The following is an 18,556-nucleotide window of genomic DNA, read 5'->3' on the forward strand; positions in this document are numbered from 1 at the left end:
GGTCCGAGTGCCGGCGACGTAGCCGGTGCCGGGTCCACGCATCCGCTCAAGGAGGAGACATGCGCATCATCCGAACCGGGGCTGCCCCCGTCGGAATCGTTCTGGCCCTGGCCCTCGCGGGCTGTTCCAGCCTGGAGCCGAGCGGCGGTGGCGGCGCCGCGGCCATCGACGAGCTGAGCATCGTGGTCCCGGCGGGCCCGGGCGGCGGCTGGGACCAGACCGGCCGCGCCATGCAGGCCGACATGCAGGAGGAGGGCCTCGTGGGCACCGCCACGGTGACCAACGTCGACGGCGCGGGTGGCACGGTCGGCCTGGCGAACATCGCCAACTCCACCGACCCCAACACCCTGCTCGTGATGGGCCTGGTCATGGTGGGTGCCGTCGAGACCAACGAGTCCCAGGCCCGGATCGAGCAGACCACCCCGATCGCGCGCCTCACCGAGGAGCAGGAGGTCATCGTGGTCCCGGCCGAGTCGCCGTACCAGACCATCGACGACCTCGTCGCCGACATCGAGAAGAACGGCAAGGACGTGGCCATCACCGGCGGCTCCGCCGGCGGCACCGACCACATCCTCGCCGGCATGCTGCTCCAGGCCGCGGGCGTGCCGTCGGCCAGCATCGCGAACAAGCTCAACTACATCGCCTACTCCGGCGGCGGCGAGTCCCTGGCGGCACTGCTCGGCAACAACGTGAACGCGGGCATCTCCGGCGTCAGCGAGTACGCCGAGCAGGTCGAGGCGGGCGAGCTGCGGGCGCTCGCGGTGTCCGGCGAGGAGCGCGTCGACGCCCTCCCTGACACGCCCACGCTGACCGAGGCCGGGTACGACGTGGTCCTGACGAACTGGCGCGGCGTGGTCGCCCCCGGGAACATCGAGGACGCCGACAAGGAGGCGCTGACCACCGCGGTCACCGAGCTCGCCGAGTCCGACGCGTGGCAGGCCACGCTCGAGGAGAAGGGCTGGGACGACGCCTTCCTCGCCGGGGACGAGTTCGACTCGTACCTGGAGGGCAACATCGCTGAGTCCGTGGCGGTGCTCAAGGACATCGGTCTCGTCAAGTGAGGTCCGACAACGGGGCGCCCGAGGCGCCCACCACCCCAGGTCAGCCGACGGCGGAGGCCGGTCCTCCGCCGTCGGACGCCCCGGTCCGGGCGCACGACGAGCCGCCACGCCGCCGGTGGGGCGAGCTCGTCCTGGCCGCGGCCACCGCCGCCCTCGGCGTGTACGTGCTGGTGGCCGCCGGCAGCATCACGGTGCCGGGCTCGACCAACACGCTCGGCCCGCGTGCCTTCCCGTACCTGGTGGGCGGCATGCTCGTCGCGGCGGGGGTCGTCCTGGTGGTCCTGTTCCTGACCGGCCGGGCCGGCGAGGAGGAGGGCGGCGAGGACGTCGACCCGACCGTGCGGACCGACTGGCTGACGGTCGTGCTGCTCGTGGTCGCACTGGTGGTCCACGTGTTCGTCATCAACGTCATCGGCTGGCCGTTCGCCGCCGCGGTTCTGTTCGCGGGCGCCGCGGTCATCCTCGGGGCGCGTCCGTGGTGGCGCGCCGCTCTGATCGGGCTCGTGCTGGGCCTCGTCATCCAAGTGATCTTCGGCGGGCTGCTGGGGCTGTCGCTCCCGGCCGGTCCGCTCCTGGAAGGGGTGCCGTTCCTCCGTGGATAACTTCTCCGCGCTGCTCGACGGGTTCGCCACCGTCCTGCACCCCACGTACCTGCTGTGGGCGCTCTTCGGCGTGTTCATCGGGACGGCGGTCGGCGTGCTGCCGGGCATCGGCCCGGCCATGGCCATCGCCCTGCTCCTTCCCCTCACGTACTCCCTGGAGCCGACGGCGGCCATCATCGTCTTCGCCGGGATCTACTACGGCGGCATGTACGGCGGGTCGACGACGTCGATCCTGCTGAACACGCCCGGTGAGTCGGCGTCGATCGTGACGGCGATCGAGGGGAACAAGATGGCCCGCGCCGGGCGCGGGGCGGCGGCGCTCGCCACGGCGGCCATCGGGTCGTTCGTCGCGGGCTCGATCGCCACGGTCGCGCTCACGTTCCTGGCGCCGGTGGTCGCCCGCTGGGCCGTCCAGCTCGGCGAACCCGACTACTTCGCCCTCATGGTGGTCGCGTTCGTCACCGTGGGCGCCCTGCTCGGGTCGTCGGTCCCGCGAGGCCTCGCCGCTCTGTCCCTCGGCCTGTTCCTCGGCCTGGTCGGCACGGACACCCTCACCGGCCAGCAGCGCTTCACGTTCGGCGTGCTCAACCTGGCGGACGGGATCGACGTCGTGATCGTCGCCGTCGGCCTGTTCGCCGTCGGCGAGGCCCTGTATGTGGGCTCCCGCATGCGGCACGGCCCCGTCAAGGTGATCCCGGTCGAGAAGGGCTGGCGCACCTGGATGAAGCGCGACGACTGGCGCCGTTCCTGGAAGCCGTGGCTTCGCGGCGCCGCCATCGGGTTCCCGGTGGGCACCATCCCGGCGGGCGGAGCCGACGTCGCGACGTTCCTGTCCTACGCCTCCGAGCGCCGGCTCGCCGGCAGGGAGCGGCGCAAGGAGTTCGGCAAGGGCGCCATCGAGGGCGTGGCCGGCCCGGAGGCCGCGAACAACGCGGCGGCGTCCGGCGTGCTGGTCCCGCTGCTCACCCTGGGCCTGCCCACGACGGCGACCGCGGCGATCATCATCGTGGCGTTCCAGTCCTACGGCATCCAGCCCGGCCCGCTGCTGCTGCAGAGCGAGTCCGCGCTGGTCTGGGCGCTGATCGCGAGCCTGTACATCGGCAACGTCATGCTGGTGGTGCTGAACCTGCCGCTCGTGGGCATGTGGGTACGGGTGCTGCGGATCCCGCGGCACTACCTGTACGCGGGCATCCTGATGTTCGGCGCGCTCGGCTCGTACGCCCTGAACTTCTCGCCCGTCGACGTGCTGCTCCTGGTGCTCATCGGCCTGGTCGGGTTCTTCATGCGGCGGTACGGCTACCCCGTGGCGCCGCTGGTCGTCGGTATGATCCTCGGCCCGATGGCGGAGGACCGGCTGCGCCGCTCCCTCGCGATCAGCCAGGGCGACCTGAGCTACCTGGTCACCAGCCCGTTCGCGGCCACCGCGTACGTCGCGATAGCGGTGCTGCTCGCCGTGGGGCTCTGGCTGCGACGCCGGGAGCAGGCCACCGGGGTGGCTGTGACGGCGGGCGACGGCGACGACAGGTGACGGCTACCGGGTGACGGCCGGGTCCGGGCCGGTCGTGTGCCGGTAGTGTGCCGGGCATGGGAACCGCTCTGATCACCGGAGGTTCCGCCGGCCTGGGCCGCGAGTTCGCCCGGCAGCTCGCCGCGGCCGGACATGACCTGGTGCTGGTGGCACGCACCGAGGAACGGCTGAACGAGGTCGCCGAAGAGCTTCGCTCCGCCCACGGTGTGGCGGTCGAGGTGCTCCCGGCGAACCTCGCGGTGCCCGACGACGTCGCGCGGGTCGCACAGCGGCTCGCCGTCGTCGGCGGTCGGCCCGAGGACGGCGACCTGCGGCCCGTCGACCTGCTCGTCAACAACGCGGGCTTCGCCTCGGGCACGAACTTCGTGACGAGCCGGATCACCACCGAGCGCCGCGCGATCGCCGTCATGGTCAGCGCGGTCGTGGAGCTGACGCACGCCGCCGTCGGGCAGATGACGGAGCGCAAGCAGGGCGCGATCTGCAACGTCGCCTCCGTGGCCGCCCTCACCGCCGGCGGCACCTACGCCGCCGCGAAGAGCTACGTGCGGGTGTTCACCGAGTCGCTGGCCGGGCAGCTCAAGGGCTCCGGCGTCACCGCGACGGTGCTGTGCCCCGGGTTCGTGCACACGGAGTTCCACGCCCGGGCGGGCATCGGGGAGTCGTCGATAGTCCCGTCGTGGGGCTGGCTCGACGCCGAGGACGTGGTGCGGGTCGCGCTCGCCGACGTGCGCCGGGGCGTGGTCATCTCGACGCCGTCGGTGCGGTTCAAGGTCGCGTCGGCGGCCCTGCGGGTCATGCCGCGCTGGGCGGTCCGCGCCCTCGGCTCGTACCGCTGAGCAACGCTCTCAGCCGCTGCCCGGCTCGCGAGGCCGTGGTCCGGGCCGTGGTTGCTGTCAGAGCCAGCCGACGCGCTTGAAGATCCAGTAGAAGATCCCGCCCAGGCCGACCATCGAGGCGAGCGCGAGCGGGTACCCGAACGTCCAGGTCAGCTCGGGCATGTAGTCGAAGTTCATGCCGTAGATGGTGCCGATCAGCGACGGCGCGAAGAGGATGGCAGCCCACGCCGAGATCTTCTTCATCTGCTCGTCCTGCTTCAAGCTGATCTCCGTCATCCGCCGCGACTCCTCGTTCTGCTCCTGCGTGACGAGGGCGGAGTGCACGTTCAGGGCGTTCGTCAGCAGCGACCGGTATGTGTCCGAGGTCTCCGCATGCTTGATGGCGTGGTCGAGCACGTTGCGCAGGTTGCGCTGCAGCTCCACGTGGCGGTGGTCCGGTGCGGCCGCCGCGTCGGCGTCGGCCTCGGTCTCGGCCTCGCGCTCGTCGTGCAGCTCCCGCAGCATGTCGACGAGCGGGCTCGTGGCCCGCTGCAGGCCGATCACCTCGCGGGTCGCCTCGTAGATCCGCAGGGACACCTCGGGATCGCGGGAGAACAGCTGGTCCTCGACCTGGTCGATGTCACGCCGCAGCCGTGCGACCACCGGCCGGTACGTGTCGACCACCTGGTCGAGCAGCGTCGCGAGGATCGCCATCGGACCGAGCCGCAGCAGGTCCGGGGCCTCCTCGAGCCCGGCTCGCATCGCGTCCAGGTCGGGCGTGCGCGAACGTCTTATCGTGACGACGAAGTCCGGCCCCACCCAGGCGTGCACCTCGCCGAACTCGACGCGGTCCACGTGCCCGTCGCCGTCGTCGTCCACGCTGCGGGCCGGATGCAGCACCACGAACAGGACGTCGTCGTAGTGCTCGAGCTTGGGACGCTGGTGCGCGTGGATGGCGTCCTCGACGGCCAGCGGGTGCAGAGCGAACTCCTCGGCCACGGCCTGGATCTCCGCGGGCGCGGGCCAGGACATGTCGACCCAGGCGATCCCGCCGCGCTCGCGGGTGACCTCGCAGGTCTCCTCGAGGTCGGCCGGGTTGGCCGTGCGCTTGCCGTCCACGTACACCGCGTTGTCCATGATGCTCACAGCAGAACCCTCCCAGAGACGGGCGGCAACCCCGGACGGTGTCCGGGCTCCGACGACGGCGGGCCACGTACTCTTGCACCGTGAACGCTGACTTCTCCCCGACCCCGCGCGAGCAGCTGGCCGAGCTCATCAAGGAGCTCGCCGTGGTGCACGGCAGGGTGACCCTGTCCTCCGGCAAGGAGGCCGACTACTACGTCGACCTGCGCCGTATCACGCTGCACCACCGGGCCGCGCCGCTCGTCGGGCACGTGCTCCTGGACCACCTCGAGGAGATCGGTCTGGGCACTGCCGAGATCGACGCCGTCGGCGGGCTCACCCTGGGCGCCGACCCGATCGCGGACGCGCTGCTGCATGCGGCGGCGTCGCGCGGCCAGGACCTGGACGCGTTCGTGGTGCGCAAGGCGGCGAAGGCGCACGGCATGCAGCGCCAGATCGAGGGGCCGGACATCGCGGGCCGCAAGGTGGTCGTCGTGGAGGACACCACCACCACCGGCGGCTCGCCGATCGCGGCGATCGAGGCGGCCCGTGCCGCCGGCGCCGAGGTGCTCGGCGTGGCCACCATCGTCGACCGGGCGACCGGCGCGGGCGAGAAGATCGAGGCGCTCGGCGTGCCGTACCACTACCTGTACGGCCTGCAGGATCTCGGCCTCGCCTGAGCCGGAACGGCCAGAGCCCTGAGGATCTCGATACCGTAATCCGGGCGTCTCGATATCACTTCCCGTGAAGACTTTTGCCTAGCACTACTGTATCTTTAGGTTCATGGGGACATTTGTCGCTTTAGTCCTGCTCGTTATCGGAGTGGTGGCGTTCACCGTCACGGCGGTGTGGCTGATGAAGCGCGGCCGCTCGCAGGACTATGCCCAATGGGCCGAGGCGAACGGCTGGGAGTACGTCGGCAAGGACCCGGTGCTCGCCCAACGGTGGAGCGGCCGGCCCTTCGGCATCGGCATCGACCGTGAGGCCCGCGACGTCATGCGGGGCAGGGTGGACGGGTACGACGTCGTCTCCTTCACGTACGTATGGCGCTCGGGATCCCCGGACGCCGACTCGCGCCGCGCCGGCCTGCGCCATACCGCGCACGTCGTCGCGCTCGACGCGGTGCCCGGCGAGCCGGTGGTCGACCTGTCTCCCGAGGGCATCCGCGAGAAGTGGCAGAAGCTCTTCGGCGCCCAGGACGTCCAGATCGACAACCCCGCCTTCGACGGGCAGTGGCTCGTGCGTACGTCCGATGAGGTGTTCGCGCGCCGGGCCCTGGACGCACGCCTGGCGAACATCGTGATGCTGCCCGACTTCCACGGCTCCCGGCTGCGGATCGAGGGGCCGTCCGTGCTGCTGTGGCGCCCGGGGCGGACGGACGTGACCACCCTGAACGAGCGGGCCAAGCGCATCGCGGACGTCGCGCGGATCGTGCTGCCGCTGGAGAAGGGCGGCCCACGCTTCGAGACCGGCGGCGGTATCGACGGCTTCGGGATCCCGGGCCTGACCTGATCCGTCGCACCATTAGGCTGACCGCATGGAGCGGACCACCAAAGCCTGGCTCACGGACATGGACGGCGTGCTGGTGCACGAGGGCACCGCCATCCCCGGCGGCCCCGAGTTCATCAAGACGCTGCGGGACAAGGACCTGCCGTTCCTCGTCCTGACGAACAACTCGATCTTCACGCCGCGTGACCTGCGTGCCCGCCTCGCGTACAGCGGGATCGACGTGCCGGAGGAGAACCTCTGGACCTCGGCCCTGGCCACCGCTCAGTTCGTCGCGGACCAGATCCCGAACGGCAGCGCGTACGCGATCGGCGAGGCCGGCCTGACGACGGCGCTGCACCAGGCGGGCTACACGCTCACCGAGTCGGACCCGGACTACGTGGTGCTCGGCGAGACCCGCACGTACTCGTTCGAGGCGATCACCAAGGCCATCCGCCTGATCGTCGGTGGTGCGCGGTTCATCTGCACCAACCCGGACGTGACCGGGCCGTCGCAGGAGGGCCTGCTGCCCGCCGCCGGATCCGTCGCCGCGATGATCGCGGCGGCCACCGGCCGACAGCCCTACTACGTGGGCAAGCCCAATCCGGTGCTGTTCCGGTCCGCGCTCAACCTGATCGGCGCGCACTCGGAGTCGACGACGATGGTGGGTGACCGCATGGACACGGACATCCTGGGCGGCATGGAGGCCGGCCTGGACACGTTCCTGGTGCTCACGGGGTCGACGTCGGCGGACGAGGTCGAGAAGTACCCGTTCCGGCCCAGCCACGTGGTGAACTCCATAGCGGACATCGTCGACCTGGTCTGACGAAGGCGCGTGGCACCGGCGGCGGGTCGTAGGCTTCGCGCGTGACCACCCTGCCGCAAGCCGACGCGACGCGCCCCGGGACGGTCCGTCGCCATGCCTCCCCGCCCACCAAGACACCCTGGTCGGCCGCACCCGGTAACGCGGTGCGCGGCGGGCTGGTCGGCGCCGCCGAGTCCGTCCCCGGCATCTCCGGCGGCACCATCGCCCTCGTCGTCGGCCTGTACGACGGGCTGCTCGGCGCCGCCAGCCAGCTCGTGCACGCCGCGCGCGAGCTCGTCCAGGGAGTCGCCGGACGGCGCGGCCTGCGGCCGGCGGCCGCGGCGCTGCGCCAGATCGACTGGCCGTTCCTCGTCCCCGTGCTCACCGGCATGGTCGTGATCCTGCTCGTCTCACTGAACACGATCGCGCCGCTGCTCGAGTCGAACCCGGTGCCGATGCGGGCGCTGTTCTTCGGCATGATCGCCGTGTCGGTCGGCGTGCCGCTGCGGATGATGCCGGACCGGTTCCGGCCGCTCGACGTCGTGCTGCTGGTGGGCGGCGCGGTCGCCGCCTTCTTCCTCACGGGGCTGCCGGCGGCCGAGCTCGCCGACCCGCCGCTGTGGCTCGTGTTCGTCGGCGCCGCGGTCGCCATCAACGCGCTGGTGCTGCCCGGCGTGTCAGGGTCGTTCGTGCTGCTCGCCATGGGCCTGTACGTCCCGCTGCAGGAGGCGCTGCACGACCGGGACATCCCGTTCGTCGGAACGTTCCTGCTCGGCGCCGTCATCGGCCTCGGCTCGTTCGTCAAGCTGCTGCACTGGCTGCTGGAGCACCGCCGGCAGGCGACGATGGCGTTGCTCGCCGGCCTCATGCTCGGCTCGCTGCGCGCCCTGTGGCCCTGGCAGGACGAGGCCGGCGGCCTGCTCGCGCCCGCGGGTGGCGTCGCCGTCCCGGCGCTGCTCGCCGTGGTGGGCGCCGCCGTCGTCCTGGTCGCGATCTGGTGGGAGGCGCGGCGGGCGCCGCGCCCGGTCGTGCCCGCCGAGGCGGAATGACTCCCGAGCCGCTTGTCGGCGTCGGCCCGTGGACAGGTCCGCTGCCCGACGACCCCCGCTACGACCCGGAGCTCCTCGCCGAAGGCGACCGCCGCAACGTCGCCGACCGGTACCGGTACTGGTCGGTGGAGGCCATAGTCGCCGACCTGGACACCCGCCGGAACCCGTTCCACGTGGCGATCGAGAACTGGGCGCACGACCTCAACATCGGCTCCGTGGTCCGCACGGCCAACGCGTTCAACGCGGCGGGCGTGCACATCGTGGGCCGACGGCGGTGGAACCGCCGCGGTGCGATGGTCACCGACCGGTACCTGCACGTGTCGCACCACCCGGACGCGACGGCGCTGGCCGGGTGGGCGGCGTCCGGAGGCCTGCCGATCATCGGCATCGACAACGTGCCCGGCTCCGTCCCGATCGAGGGCTACGCGCTCCCGCGCGAGTGCGTCCTGCTGTTCGGCCAGGAATCGACGGGCCTGACGGCCGAGGCGCAGGCGGCGTGCGACGTCGTCCTGCACATCACCCAGTACGGCTCGACGCGGTCGATCAACGCGGGCGCGGCGGCCGCGATCGCCATGCACGCGTGGGCCACCCAGCACGCGCCGTAGGCCGTCGGGCGGCCCGGCCGGGAAGTCGTGGCCGCGGCGACTCCACATCTGGCGGTTGGGCGGCGTCTTAGGAGTGCAAGCACATTCCACTCTCCTGGAGGTCTCCGTGACCAGCACCACCCGCACCCTCCGCTCCAAGACCGTCCGCTTCACCGCGATCGGCATCGCGGCCACCACCCTGTGCGCCGGCGGCGCCGGCCTGGCCGCGGCGGCCAACCCGGCCTCGGCATTCGGCCAGGCGGTCGGCACCACCGTGCACGCAGCCGGCGTCGACTGGTCCCACATGCCCGAGGGCTACACCAAGGCGCAGTACGAGGCGTTCTGGGGCGCCGAGTACAGCGGCGAGGACCTGATCGAGCTGCAGGCGCTCTGGTCGCTCGACGAGACCGAGGCCAAGTCCCGCGCCGGCCAGATGATCCTCGACGGCGAGCAGCTCCCGTTCGAGCCCGGCACGTACACCACGCCCGAGCTGCCGGCCGACGAGCAGGCGGCGATCGCCGCGTTCTTCGACGCCGGCCACTCGACGGAGGACGTCCAGACGCTGAGCGCCCTGTGGAACACCGAGTACATGGAGACGAAGGTCCGCGCCGGCCAGATGGTGCTCGACGGCGAGGAGCTGCCCCTCGACACCGCCGACGTGGCCACCACGTCCGGTAGCTGATCCGTGCGCCCGGCACTGCTGACGACTCGCCAGGAGGCGACCATCAACACCCTCACGCTGCGCATCGGCTTCGAGATCGAGCTGCTCGCGCCCGCCGGCTCCGACCGGCAGGTGCTCGCGGACGCGCTCGCCGCTGGTCGCACCGGCCGGGTGCGCCGGTCGTTCCACACCGACAGCGAGCCGTCAGCCGTGCCGGGCGTGGGCGTGTTCCGGCACCTCTCCCCGGCGTTCGACGTGGTCGACACCGACGGCGCGCCGGTGGCACGGCTCGTGGACGACATCACCCTCGTGGCCGATCTGGCCGGCACGACCACCCGGTCCGGGCACCGCGGCTGGTACCGGGTGCTGTGCGACGAGCCCCGCCTGCTGCGCATGATCGAGAGGCTCGTCAACCCCGACGCCCCGTTGAGCGACGTCCTCGCCCCGGTCGCCGACCTGTTCGGCACCCACGTCGAGGTGATGCGCGGGGCCGCACGGGTGAACGACGCCACGGGAGCCACCATCGCCGTCGTGATGCCGCTGCCGGCGGGACGCGAGCGGCCCTGCGAGGTGATCACCCCGCCGATCGCCGGCGACCACGGCAGGGTCCTCGACGAGCTGCTCAGGCCCGCGCGGGACCTCAGGTTCACCGTCCCCGCCGAGGCCGCCGTCCACCTGCACCTGGACGGGGCACCCTTCCGGAGGCCCGCGGCGTTCGCGAACCTGGTGCGGCTGTTCGGGTACTGGCGAGAACCGCTCTGGGACGCGCTGGGCACGAACCCCGCCTGCCGGCGCCTGGCCCCGCTGCCCGCCGAGCTGCTCCGGCTCGTGGAGCGCGACGACCAGACGTGGGGCGAGCTGTGCGCCGCCGCGCGCGAGATCGGCCTGACGAAGTACGCCGACGTGAACCTCACCCAGCTCGTCGCCCCGCGCCCCGTGCGCGACACCGTCGAGGTGCGCATCCTGCCCGGTGCGCTGGACGCCTCGGACATCGTGCAGGGCGCCGCGCTCGTCGAGCGGCTGCTGCTGCGCTGCCTCGACGACAGCCCGATCCCGCGGCCCGACGGTGACGCGGCGCACGACCCGGCCGGGGCACTGCTGGCCCTGGCGACGACGGGAGCCCGCCGATGACCGTCTGGCTGCCCGCCACCAGCCCGGACAGCACGCCCGTCCCACGCGTGGCGGCGGAGCGGGTGCCCGCGCACGACGCCGACGCTGCCCACGCCGGCCCGGCCCGGACGCTCGACGAGCTCGTGCGGACGCACCTGCCCGGCCTGATCCGGTACGCGACGGTGCTCGTCGGTGACCAGCACACCGCCGCCGACCTGGTACAGGAGGTGCTGCTGCGCGCCCACCAGCGGTGGCACCGGATCGCCCTGACGGAGCGGCCCGACCTGTACCTCCGGCGCATGGTCACCAACGAGCACCTGTCGTGGCGCCGCCGCTGGCACGTCCGGATGATCCGGCCCACCGCCGACGACGCGCTGGTCACGCACGCTGGCACCGCAGGCGACCACGCGGAGCACCTCGCCCAGGAGGACGCCATGTGGCGTCGTCTCGAACAGCTCCCGGCACGGCAGCGCACGGTGCTCGTGCTGCGGTACTACGAGGGCCTGGTGGACACCGAGATCGCGACGGTGCTCGGCACCACGCCGGCCACCGTCCGGTCCCACGCCGCGCGCGCCCTGGCCACCCTCCGGCGCACCGACCCGACCTTCATGGAGACGAGATGAACCAGGACCGTCCCACCGGTGCCCCGGCACCCGGACCCCGGCCGGCCGGCGACGTCGGGCACGACGCCCTCGCCGAGCAGATCACCGCGGCCCTGCGCGCCCGCGAGCCCGATGCCGACGAGACCGCGGCCACCGCCCGGCTGATCGCTGCCCGCGTCGCCGCGGCGGCCGACGGTCGGAGCGGAGTCGTCACCCCGTTCGTCCGGCGTGCGGGCCTGATCGCGGTCACCGGCGTCGTCACGTCGGCGTTGGGCGTGGTCGGCGCGGCCACCGCCGCGGCGGCCAACCCCTACACGGAGTTCGCCGCTGCGGTCGACGGCGTCGCGCACGCCGTCGGCGTCAACTGGTCCTCGATGCCCGACGGCTACACGCGCGAGCAGCACGAGGCGTTCTGGAGCGCCGAGTACAGCGGCGAGGACCTGGCCGAGCTGCAGGCGCTGTGGTCGCTCGACGAGACCGAGACCAAGGCACGTGCCGGCCAGATGATCCTGGACGGCAAGGAGCTCCCGTTCGAGCCGGGTACGTACACCGCGCCGGAGCTGTCGGCGGCCGAGCAGGCGGCGACCCGTGCGTTCATCGACTCCGGCTACACGGCCGACGACGTCGAGGTGCTGAGCGGCCTGTGGGACACGGGCTTCATCGAGACCAAGGTGCGGGCCGGCCAGATGCTGCTCGACGGCGAGACGCCCCCGGTGCCCTGATGCCGGACCGCTACTCTCCTGCCTGCCCGGCCATGGGGCCGGGCGAGCACAAGGAGAGCAGATGGTCACGGAGTATCCGGTCGGCCGGACCCAGGTCCCGGGCGACAGCGCCCGCGGGGCGGACCGGCGCGCGCCGGTTGACGCGCTGCGTCTGCCGTACACCTGGCCGTCCCGGACCTCTGTCTGGGGATCGCGTGTCGTGCTGCTGCCGATCCTCGTGGGCATCCCGTTCGTCTTCGTGCACTACCCCGTCGACAGGTTCTTCCTGCACACGGAGGGCCGGGTGATCGACGGCTGGGTGGGTGCTGGCCTTGCCGTCGGGATGTGCTTCTTCATGCTGATCGGCGACGGAAACGCCGTCCGGCTGGACGGCGTGCGTCTGTCGATTCGATCAGGGGCTCGGCAGCACGACTACTCCTGGGGTGACGTGGCAGGAGTCCGCCACGAAGACACCGGGCTGGTGGTGACGGATCAGCAGGGCGAGTCTGTGACGATCCGGCTCGTCGAGCGTCCCTGGCAGGCCAGGTTGGTCAGGCGGAGGAGCCCGATGATCCGGCTCGCGGCGGATCTGGAGCGGATTCGCCTCCAGGTCCGCGCACCGGTGAACCTGACGAGACAGGTCCGCGTGGGCAGGGTTCGGCTGACGCCGGCCGAGTGGACGTACGCGATCCTGGTCACGCTGGGTGCGGTCGCCGTCGCGACGCTGCGGACGCTCGGTCTCTGAGCCGACCGCAGGCAACGGCTTCCGGAGAACTCCGTTGCCTCGTTCCCTTCGCTCGGACAGGATCGACGGGTGAATCCGCGATCCCTGGGGCGAGACCGGAACTTCCTGGTCTTCTGGGGCACCCAGACGTTCTCGGTCCTCGGCGACTCGTTCTCCGTGATCGCCTTCCCGCTGCTGATGCTGGAGGCCACGGGGTCCCTGCTGCAGATGGGCCTGCTGACGAGCGTCATGGCGGCCGGCTCGCTGTCGATGGGGCTCGTCGGCGGGGCGATCGTCGACCGGTTCGACCGCCGTCGGCTCCTGATCGCCTGCGACGTGGCGCGGCTGCTCCTCTTCGCGGCGGTCCCCGTCTGCTGGGCGATCGAGCCGCAGACCTGGCTGCTGTTCGTGGTCGCGGGTGTCGCGTCGGTGTTCGGGCAGCTGTTCCAGATCACCTACATCACCGCCGTGCCGAACATCGTCGGCCGCGAGCGGGTGCCCGAGGCCAACAGCAAGCTGCAGGCGACCGCGTCGCTCGCCAGCATCGGCGGACCGGCGCTTGCCGGGCTCGTCGCCGCGGCGTTCGGGGTCACCGCGGCGATCGCCATCGACGCGGCGACCTTCGGCGTCTCGGCGCTGGGCCTGCTCGCCGTCCGGCTGACCAGGGTGGCGCCCGCGGCGACTGCCGCCCGCCCGGGCCTCGGGCGCGATCTCCGGACGGGATTTGTCACGGGCGCCCGGTTCCTGTGGCGGCACCCCGTGCTGCGGGTGCTCACCATCTTTCTGACGATCACCACGTTCGTGACCTACGGCCTGACCGACGTGATCATCTACCAGGTGCGCCACGGCCTGGGGCAGAGCGAGAACGTCGTCGGCTACGTGATGGCGGCTGCCGGGGCGGGGACGTGCCTCGCGGCGGCGATGTCCGCCTGGCTGCGCCGGAGGTTCGGCTTCGGCGTCTGCTGGCTCACGGCCATGTCCCTGTGCGGCGCGGCGGGCGTGGCGCTGGCGCTGAACCACGACGTGATCGTCATGGGGGCTGCGGCCTTCGTGTTCTGGTTCGGGCTGATGCTGGCAGCGGTCTGCTCGATGTCGTTGCGCCAGCTGGTCACACCCGATCCCCTGCTGGGGCGCGTCACCGCTGCGTTCTGGACGATCCACTACAGCCTGGCGCCCCTCGGCGCCGCGGTGCTCACCGGGGCCGCAGACCGGTTCGGCGCGTCCGGACCGCTGCTCGCCGTCGCGGTCGTCTACCTGGCAGTGGTCTGCGTCGCCGGCTTCACCCCGATCCGCGGCCGGAGCCCGGAGACCGTAGGGAGCTCTGCCGAGGGGGTGTGATGTCGTCGGACGTACGAAGACCACAGTGTTTCGGCCGTTCGACTGTCGAACGGCCGCACACGGGTGCCTGTGGATCGTGGCAAGATCGAAGGTGCATACCCGGGCGGCCTTGGACACTCCTTTGCGACCGCCCATCTCACCAGTCGTTTGGAGTTTCGCAGATGCCCATCGCAACCCCTGAGGTCTACGCCGAGATGATCGACCGGGCGAAGGCCGGCAAGTTCGCCTACCCCGCCGTCAACATCACCTCGTCGCAGACCATCACTGCCGCACTTCAGGGCTTTGCCGAGGCCGAGTCCGACGGCATCATCCAGGTGTCCGTGGGCGGCGGCGAGTACGCGTCGGGCTCGACGGTGAAGGACCGCGTCTCGGGCTCCCTCGCGCTGGCGGCCTACGCCACCGAGGTGGCCAAGGGCTACGGCGTCAACATCGCCATCCACACCGACCACTGCACGGCCGACAAGCTCGACTCCTGGGTCAAGCCGCTGCTGGCGATCGAGGCCGAGCAGGTCAAGAACGGCGGCCTGCCGACGTTCCAGTCGCACATGTTCGACGGTTCCACCGTGCCGATCGAGGAGAACCTCGTGATCGCGGCCGAGCTGCTCGAGCTGTCGCAGGCAGCGCGCACGATCCTCGAGATCGAGATCGGCGTCGTCGGTGGCGAGGAGGACGGCCACATGGCCGAGATCAACGACAAGCTGTACACCACGGTCGAGGACGGCCTGGCCACGGTCAAGGCGCTCGGCGCGGGCGAGAAGGGCCGCTACCTGACGGCCCTCACCTTCGGCAACGTGCACGGCGTGTACAAGCCGGGCGCGGTGAAGCTCCGTCCCGAGATCCTGCTCGACATCCAGAAGTCCGTCGGTGCGGAGATCGGCAAGGAGATGCCGTTCGACCTCGTGTTCCACGGCGGTTCCGGCTCGACGGCGGAGGAGATCTCCGCGGCCGTCGACAACGGCGTCATCAAGATGAACATCGACACCGACACCCAGTACGCGTTCACGCGCCCGGTGGTCGAGCACATGTTCAAGAACTACGACGGCGTCCTGAAGATCGACGGCGAGGTCGGCAACAAGAAGGCCTACGACCCGCGCGCCTGGGGCAAGGCGGCGGAGGCCGGCATGGCCGCCCGCATCGTCGAGGCCTGCCAGCAGCTCCGCTCGGCCGGCCACAAGATGTGACCTCCCGTCGCCGAGGTAGGACTGTGGCGAGGTAGGACTGGGGCGGAGGTGCTGATCAGCACCTCCGCCCCAGTCCTACCTCGCCACTACGAGGCGGGCGGGCCGCCTACGCCCGCCGGGGTGGGGGCGCCGCCCGTCGGCGGGCCGGACGGGCCGTCGTCGTCCAGCTCGAAGCCCGGGTCCTCGTCCACGATGTCGAGGAGGTCGCCGATCCGGGTCACCTCCAGCAGGAAGCGCACGGTCGGCGGTGCCCGCAGCACGCGCACCCGGTGCGGGCTGCGGCTCGCGAGGCGCGCGAGGAACGCGACGCCGGACGAGTCCATGAAGGTCACATGATGTGCGTCGATCTCGACCGGGAGACGCGATTCCTCGGCCGCAGCCGTGGCCTCGTGCAGATCGCCGCCGATGTCGGCGTCGATCTCCCCGGAGAGCACGATCCGGGCACGGGAGCGACCCACGATGACGTGGATGCTCGCGGGATCGCCGATCTCGGGGTTCCGATGGCCGGGGTCCTGGGGGCTCCCGCCCTGCGGACCGCGCGGGGGGTCGTAAGTTCCGTCCTGCACGGTTCTCCTTCCGGGAGCAGTGGTCGTGGCGCTGTGTCGGTCTGATGATAGAGGTTGAGGTTCAGATCTCGGACCGTCCCAATCTACGGTTGAATGTCCTGCTGGAACAGCACCTCGAGCAATAGATACCGTTGGGAGGGCATTTTGACCGATTCATCCGGTCTGACACCGTCCTCTCCGCTGCCGCGGCACCCAGGCCTCTCCACGTTCGGCCTGGGCCCGACCCAGGACGGGACGAACGGCAGAACGAACGGAACGCAGAACGGAACGCCCACCGGCAGCGGTCTCGACGCCGGCCGTCCCGTGCCGCCCGTCAGCGCGAGCGTGCCCCCGAGCATCCAGCCGAACAACCCGCCGCTCGGCGCCCACCGCGGGGCGGGTGGCGAGCCGCGCCGGCAGCTGTCGGCGACCGGCATCCCGCGCACCCTTCCGCCGTCGGTCGGCGACGTGGTCCTGCGCGCCGCGGTGAACGTGGGCATCCCGGTGTTCCTCACGGGCCCCACCGAGGACGGCATGCCCATGCTGTGGGCCAACAGCGCGTTCGAGCACTATGCGGGCGTGCGGTTCAGCGACTTCGCGGGCTACACGGCGCGTCGGCTTGGCGAGATGCTCGTCGAGCCGCAGGACCTCGAGCGCATGACCGAGCTGGTGAACGCCGGCCAGGAGGTGCACGCGACCGTGAAGTCCCACCTGCGCGGCGGGACCCACGGCTGGGCCCAGCTCACGCTCACCCCGGCCCGCGCGGGTCACGACGACCGCATCACGCACTGGGTGGGCTTCAGCGTGGACGTCTCCGAGCACATGGAGCGCCATGCCGCCCAGCTTGCGAGCCTGGAGGTCGAGCGGCAGCAGCGGGAAGACCTCGACCTCATCGCGCAGACCACCGAGATCCTGACGGATCTCGAGTACCCGTACGCCCTGCGCGACATCGCGGAGCTGCTCCAGTCGATGGTGCGCTGGGCGGGCTTCTACGTGAACGACGACGGCCTCAAGCACGCCGCCGGAGTCGACGTTGCCGCTCCACCGAGCGGCCGCGGGCGCCGTCATGCCCGGTACATCGAGGGCGACAACATCGCGGACAAGACGCAGCGGCGTCGGCCGCAGACCGATGCCCTCGGCGACTCCGTGACGACGGGCCCCATGCCGATCCTCGAGGTCGTGGACTCGGTGCAGGACGTGCTCGACGGCGTGCTCGACGGCCCGGTCACGCTGCACCTCGACATCCCGCACGCGCCGCACTCGGCGTCCGGCTGGCTGCAGCGCGATCTCACGCTGCGCCTCGCGGACGAGCTGGGCAAAGCCCCTGACTCGGTGGTAGTCCATCCCGTCGCCGGACGGCGGGACGTGCTCGGCCTGGTCGTGATCGTCCCGGACGAAGACGAGTCGGGCGAGTACGTCGAGGCGGACGAGCCCGACACGCTGCGCACCGTCGTCGAGGTCGTGGCCCGCCGGGCGGGCAGCGCCATCGACAACGCGCGCATGTACGCGCGGGAGCATCGCCTCGCCGAGACGCTGCAGCGCGCGATGCTCCCCGAGCAGGCCGACGTCGCAGGCCTCGACGTGTGGACCTACTACGCGCCGAACGCGGAGCACGCGCAGGTCGGCGGCGACTGGTACGACGTCCTGCAGATCTCGGCGGACCTCGTGGGCCTCGTCATCGGGGACGTCGTCGGGCACGACGTCGAGGCCGCCGCCACGATGGGTCAGCTGCGTTCCGTGGTGCGCTCGTACGCCTTCGAGCTGTCGACGCCGAGCCGCGTGCTCGAACGTGTCGACCAGCTCGTGGCGGGCATGGGCATACCGCGCTCGGCAAGCATGGTGTACGCCTCCCTGAAGCGCGAGGAGGAGCCGGACACGTGGACGGTGGGGTATTCCCGCGCCGGTCACCTGCCGCCGCTCCTGCTGCGCGGCGGCGAGGTCATCAAGCTGGACGAGGGCGGCGGCGCGCTCGTCGGCTTCGGCTCCCGCGAGCGAACCACCGGCGAGGCGCGCCTCCAGCCCGGCGACACGCTGCTGTTCTACACGGACGGCCTCATCGAGCGGCGCGACCGGTCGCTGCGGCTGGGCCTGGAGGCGCTGCTGGAGACGGCGTCGGCGATCACGGCCCGCGACGCCGCGGGTGTGGGCGAGGAGCTGCTCTCCCGCCTGGCCGACGCGCCGGAGGACGACGTAGCGATCGTGGTCGTGCGGATTCCCGACCCGACCGGCGACGCCGGCGAGACGGCCCTGTCACCGCGCTGGCGGCGCTGGATGCTGCCGAGCGAGCCCTCGTCGATCGGCCGGGCGCGGCACGCTGTGCTGCGCACTTGCCAGGCGTGGGGCATCGAGGAGTCGGCGCAGGCCGAGCTGGTCGTGTCGGAGCTGGTGGCGAACGGCGTGCTGCACGGCTGGGGACACATCGCGCTGCGCCTGTACGACACGGGCGACGGCCTGCGCATCGAGGTCGAGGACAACAACCCGGCGCCGCCCGTGGCGACCGACGGCCACCCGAACCGCCTGGGCGGGTTCGGCATGCAGATCGTGGACCGGCTGGCCGAGTGGGGCTGGCGCCCGTCGGGCTCGGGCAAGCTGGTCTGGGCCAAGCTCCGCCGCCAGCCCACCCCGCCGAAGTAGGGCGCCGTA

19 protein-coding genes are annotated in these 18,556 nt (G+C 71.6%); 17 read left to right on the plus strand and 2 right to left on the minus strand.

What is annotated here, in order from left to right; translation table 11 throughout:
• Window positions 1–59: 59 nt before the first annotated feature.
• Genes EW117_RS00715 through EW117_RS00730 form a run of 4 tightly spaced genes read left to right on the plus strand, consistent with a single transcriptional unit; the run spans window position 60 to window position 4,027 of the window.
• Entirely contained in the window at window positions 60–1,061 is a 1,002-nt protein-coding gene (locus EW117_RS00715; protein WP_129782800.1) for a Bug family tripartite tricarboxylate transporter substrate binding protein, read from the plus strand.
• Complete coding sequence (locus EW117_RS00720) at window positions 1,058–1,663, plus strand: tripartite tricarboxylate transporter TctB family protein (protein WP_129782801.1); 606 nt, start codon at window positions 1,058–1,060, stop codon at window positions 1,661–1,663. The genes EW117_RS00715 and EW117_RS00720 overlap by 4 nt, the downstream gene beginning before the upstream one ends.
• Complete coding sequence (locus tag EW117_RS00725; protein WP_129782802.1) at window positions 1,656–3,191, plus strand: tripartite tricarboxylate transporter permease; 1,536 nt, start codon at window positions 1,656–1,658, stop codon at window positions 3,189–3,191. Before EW117_RS00720 ends, EW117_RS00725 begins: the two co-directional genes overlap by 8 nt.
• 56 nt (window positions 3,192–3,247) lie before the next feature.
• Complete coding sequence (locus EW117_RS00730; RefSeq protein WP_129782803.1) at window positions 3,248–4,027, plus strand: SDR family NAD(P)-dependent oxidoreductase; 780 nt, start codon at window positions 3,248–3,250, stop codon at window positions 4,025–4,027.
• Between the two features lie 57 nt (window positions 4,028–4,084).
• On the opposite strand, the gene EW117_RS00735 is transcribed toward EW117_RS00730, so the two are convergent.
• A complete protein-coding gene (locus EW117_RS00735; protein ID WP_129782804.1) occupies window positions 4,085–5,152 on the minus strand; it encodes a magnesium and cobalt transport protein CorA in 1,068 nt (355 codons plus the stop codon).
• 80 nt (window positions 5,153–5,232) lie between these two features.
• Between EW117_RS00735 and pyrE the strand changes: the two genes are divergently transcribed.
• The 12 genes from pyrE to fbaA all read left to right on the plus strand — a co-directional run bounded on the left by pyrE (window position 5,233) and on the right by fbaA (window position 15,368).
• Window positions 5,233–5,808 carry an orotate phosphoribosyltransferase gene (pyrE, locus tag EW117_RS00740; protein ID WP_129782805.1) on the plus strand — a complete coding sequence of 192 codons (576 nt, stop codon included), beginning with the start codon at window positions 5,233–5,235 and terminating at the stop codon, window positions 5,806–5,808.
• 103 nt (window positions 5,809–5,911) lie between these two features.
• Window positions 5,912–6,640, plus strand: coding sequence for a type III secretion system chaperone family protein (locus EW117_RS00745; RefSeq protein ID WP_129782806.1), 729 nt, complete (start codon window positions 5,912–5,914; stop codon window positions 6,638–6,640).
• Window positions 6,641–6,665: 25 nt separating this feature from the next.
• Window positions 6,666–7,439, plus strand: a complete 774-nt coding sequence (locus tag EW117_RS00750) for an HAD-IIA family hydrolase (RefSeq protein ID WP_129782807.1) — start codon at window positions 6,666–6,668, stop codon at window positions 7,437–7,439.
• 41 nt (window positions 7,440–7,480) lie between these two features.
• On the plus strand, window positions 7,481–8,467 hold the full coding sequence (locus EW117_RS00755; protein WP_242503995.1) for a DUF368 domain-containing protein: 987 nt from the start codon (window positions 7,481–7,483) through the stop codon (window positions 8,465–8,467).
• Complete coding sequence (locus EW117_RS00760; RefSeq protein WP_129782808.1) at window positions 8,464–9,072, plus strand: TrmH family RNA methyltransferase; 609 nt, start codon at window positions 8,464–8,466, stop codon at window positions 9,070–9,072. The genes EW117_RS00755 and EW117_RS00760 overlap by 4 nt, the downstream gene beginning before the upstream one ends.
• 106 nt (window positions 9,073–9,178) lie before the next feature.
• Window positions 9,179–9,733: a hypothetical protein gene (locus tag EW117_RS00770; RefSeq protein ID WP_165362401.1), complete on the plus strand. Its 555-nt coding sequence runs from the start codon at window positions 9,179–9,181 to the stop codon at window positions 9,731–9,733.
• A gap of 3 nt (window positions 9,734–9,736) precedes the next feature.
• Window positions 9,737–10,843: an amidoligase family protein gene (locus tag EW117_RS00775; protein WP_129782811.1), complete on the plus strand. Its 1,107-nt coding sequence runs from the start codon at window positions 9,737–9,739 to the stop codon at window positions 10,841–10,843.
• Window positions 10,840–11,445, plus strand: coding sequence for an RNA polymerase sigma factor (locus EW117_RS00780; RefSeq protein ID WP_129782812.1), 606 nt, complete (start codon window positions 10,840–10,842; stop codon window positions 11,443–11,445). Before EW117_RS00775 ends, EW117_RS00780 begins: the two co-directional genes overlap by 4 nt.
• A complete protein-coding gene (locus tag EW117_RS00785) occupies window positions 11,442–12,146 on the plus strand; it encodes a hypothetical protein (protein WP_129782813.1) in 705 nt (234 codons plus the stop codon). The genes EW117_RS00780 and EW117_RS00785 overlap by 4 nt, the downstream gene beginning before the upstream one ends.
• Window positions 12,147–12,207: 61 nt before the next feature.
• The gene (locus EW117_RS00790) at window positions 12,208–12,870 is read left to right on the plus strand and encodes a hypothetical protein (RefSeq protein WP_129782814.1); all 663 of its coding nucleotides are present in this window, start codon (window positions 12,208–12,210) and stop codon (window positions 12,868–12,870) included.
• A 69-nt stretch (window positions 12,871–12,939) separates the two neighbouring features.
• On the plus strand, window positions 12,940–14,187 hold the full coding sequence (locus EW117_RS00795; protein WP_129782815.1) for an MFS transporter: 1,248 nt from the start codon (window positions 12,940–12,942) through the stop codon (window positions 14,185–14,187).
• Between the two features lie 161 nt (window positions 14,188–14,348).
• The gene (gene fbaA, locus EW117_RS00800; RefSeq protein WP_129782816.1) at window positions 14,349–15,368 is read left to right on the plus strand and encodes a class II fructose-bisphosphate aldolase; all 1,020 of its coding nucleotides are present in this window, start codon (window positions 14,349–14,351) and stop codon (window positions 15,366–15,368) included.
• Window positions 15,369–15,454: 86 nt separating this feature from the next.
• On the opposite strand, the gene EW117_RS00805 is transcribed toward fbaA, so the two are convergent.
• Complete coding sequence (locus EW117_RS00805; RefSeq protein ID WP_242503996.1) at window positions 15,455–15,934, minus strand: STAS domain-containing protein; 480 nt, start codon at window positions 15,932–15,934, stop codon at window positions 15,455–15,457.
• Window positions 15,935–16,237: 303 nt separating this feature from the next.
• Between EW117_RS00805 and EW117_RS00810 the strand changes: the two genes are divergently transcribed.
• Window positions 16,238–18,547: a SpoIIE family protein phosphatase gene (locus EW117_RS00810; protein ID WP_129783075.1), complete on the plus strand. Its 2,310-nt coding sequence runs from the start codon at window positions 16,238–16,240 to the stop codon at window positions 18,545–18,547.
• Window positions 18,548–18,556: the final 9 nt, after the last annotated feature.

Source organism: Promicromonospora panici, from assembly GCF_900608595.1.
Lineage (GTDB): Bacteria > Actinomycetota > Actinomycetes > Actinomycetales > Cellulomonadaceae > Promicromonospora > Promicromonospora panici.

Excerpts from the sequence above, each read along its gene's own strand:
- EW117_RS00760 (WP_129782808.1), top strand. The coding sequence starts at position 8,464 with ATGACTCCCGAGCCGCTTGTCGGCGTCGGCCCGTGGACAGGTCCGCTG.
- EW117_RS00785 (WP_129782813.1), top strand. The coding sequence starts at position 11,442 with ATGAACCAGGACCGTCCCACCGGTGCCCCGGCACCCGGACCCCGGCCG.
- EW117_RS00780 (WP_129782812.1), top strand. The coding sequence starts at position 10,840 with ATGACCGTCTGGCTGCCCGCCACCAGCCCGGACAGCACGCCCGTCCCA.
- EW117_RS00790 (WP_129782814.1), top strand. The coding sequence starts at position 12,208 with ATGGTCACGGAGTATCCGGTCGGCCGGACCCAGGTCCCGGGCGACAGC.
- EW117_RS00715 (WP_129782800.1), top strand. The coding sequence starts at position 60 with ATGCGCATCATCCGAACCGGGGCTGCCCCCGTCGGAATCGTTCTGGCC.
- EW117_RS00750 (WP_129782807.1), top strand. The coding sequence starts at position 6,666 with ATGGAGCGGACCACCAAAGCCTGGCTCACGGACATGGACGGCGTGCTG.
- fbaA (WP_129782816.1), top strand. The coding sequence starts at position 14,349 with ATGCCCATCGCAACCCCTGAGGTCTACGCCGAGATGATCGACCGGGCG.
- EW117_RS00745 (WP_129782806.1), top strand. The coding sequence starts at position 5,912 with ATGGGGACATTTGTCGCTTTAGTCCTGCTCGTTATCGGAGTGGTGGCG.
- EW117_RS00730 (WP_129782803.1), top strand. The coding sequence starts at position 3,248 with ATGGGAACCGCTCTGATCACCGGAGGTTCCGCCGGCCTGGGCCGCGAG.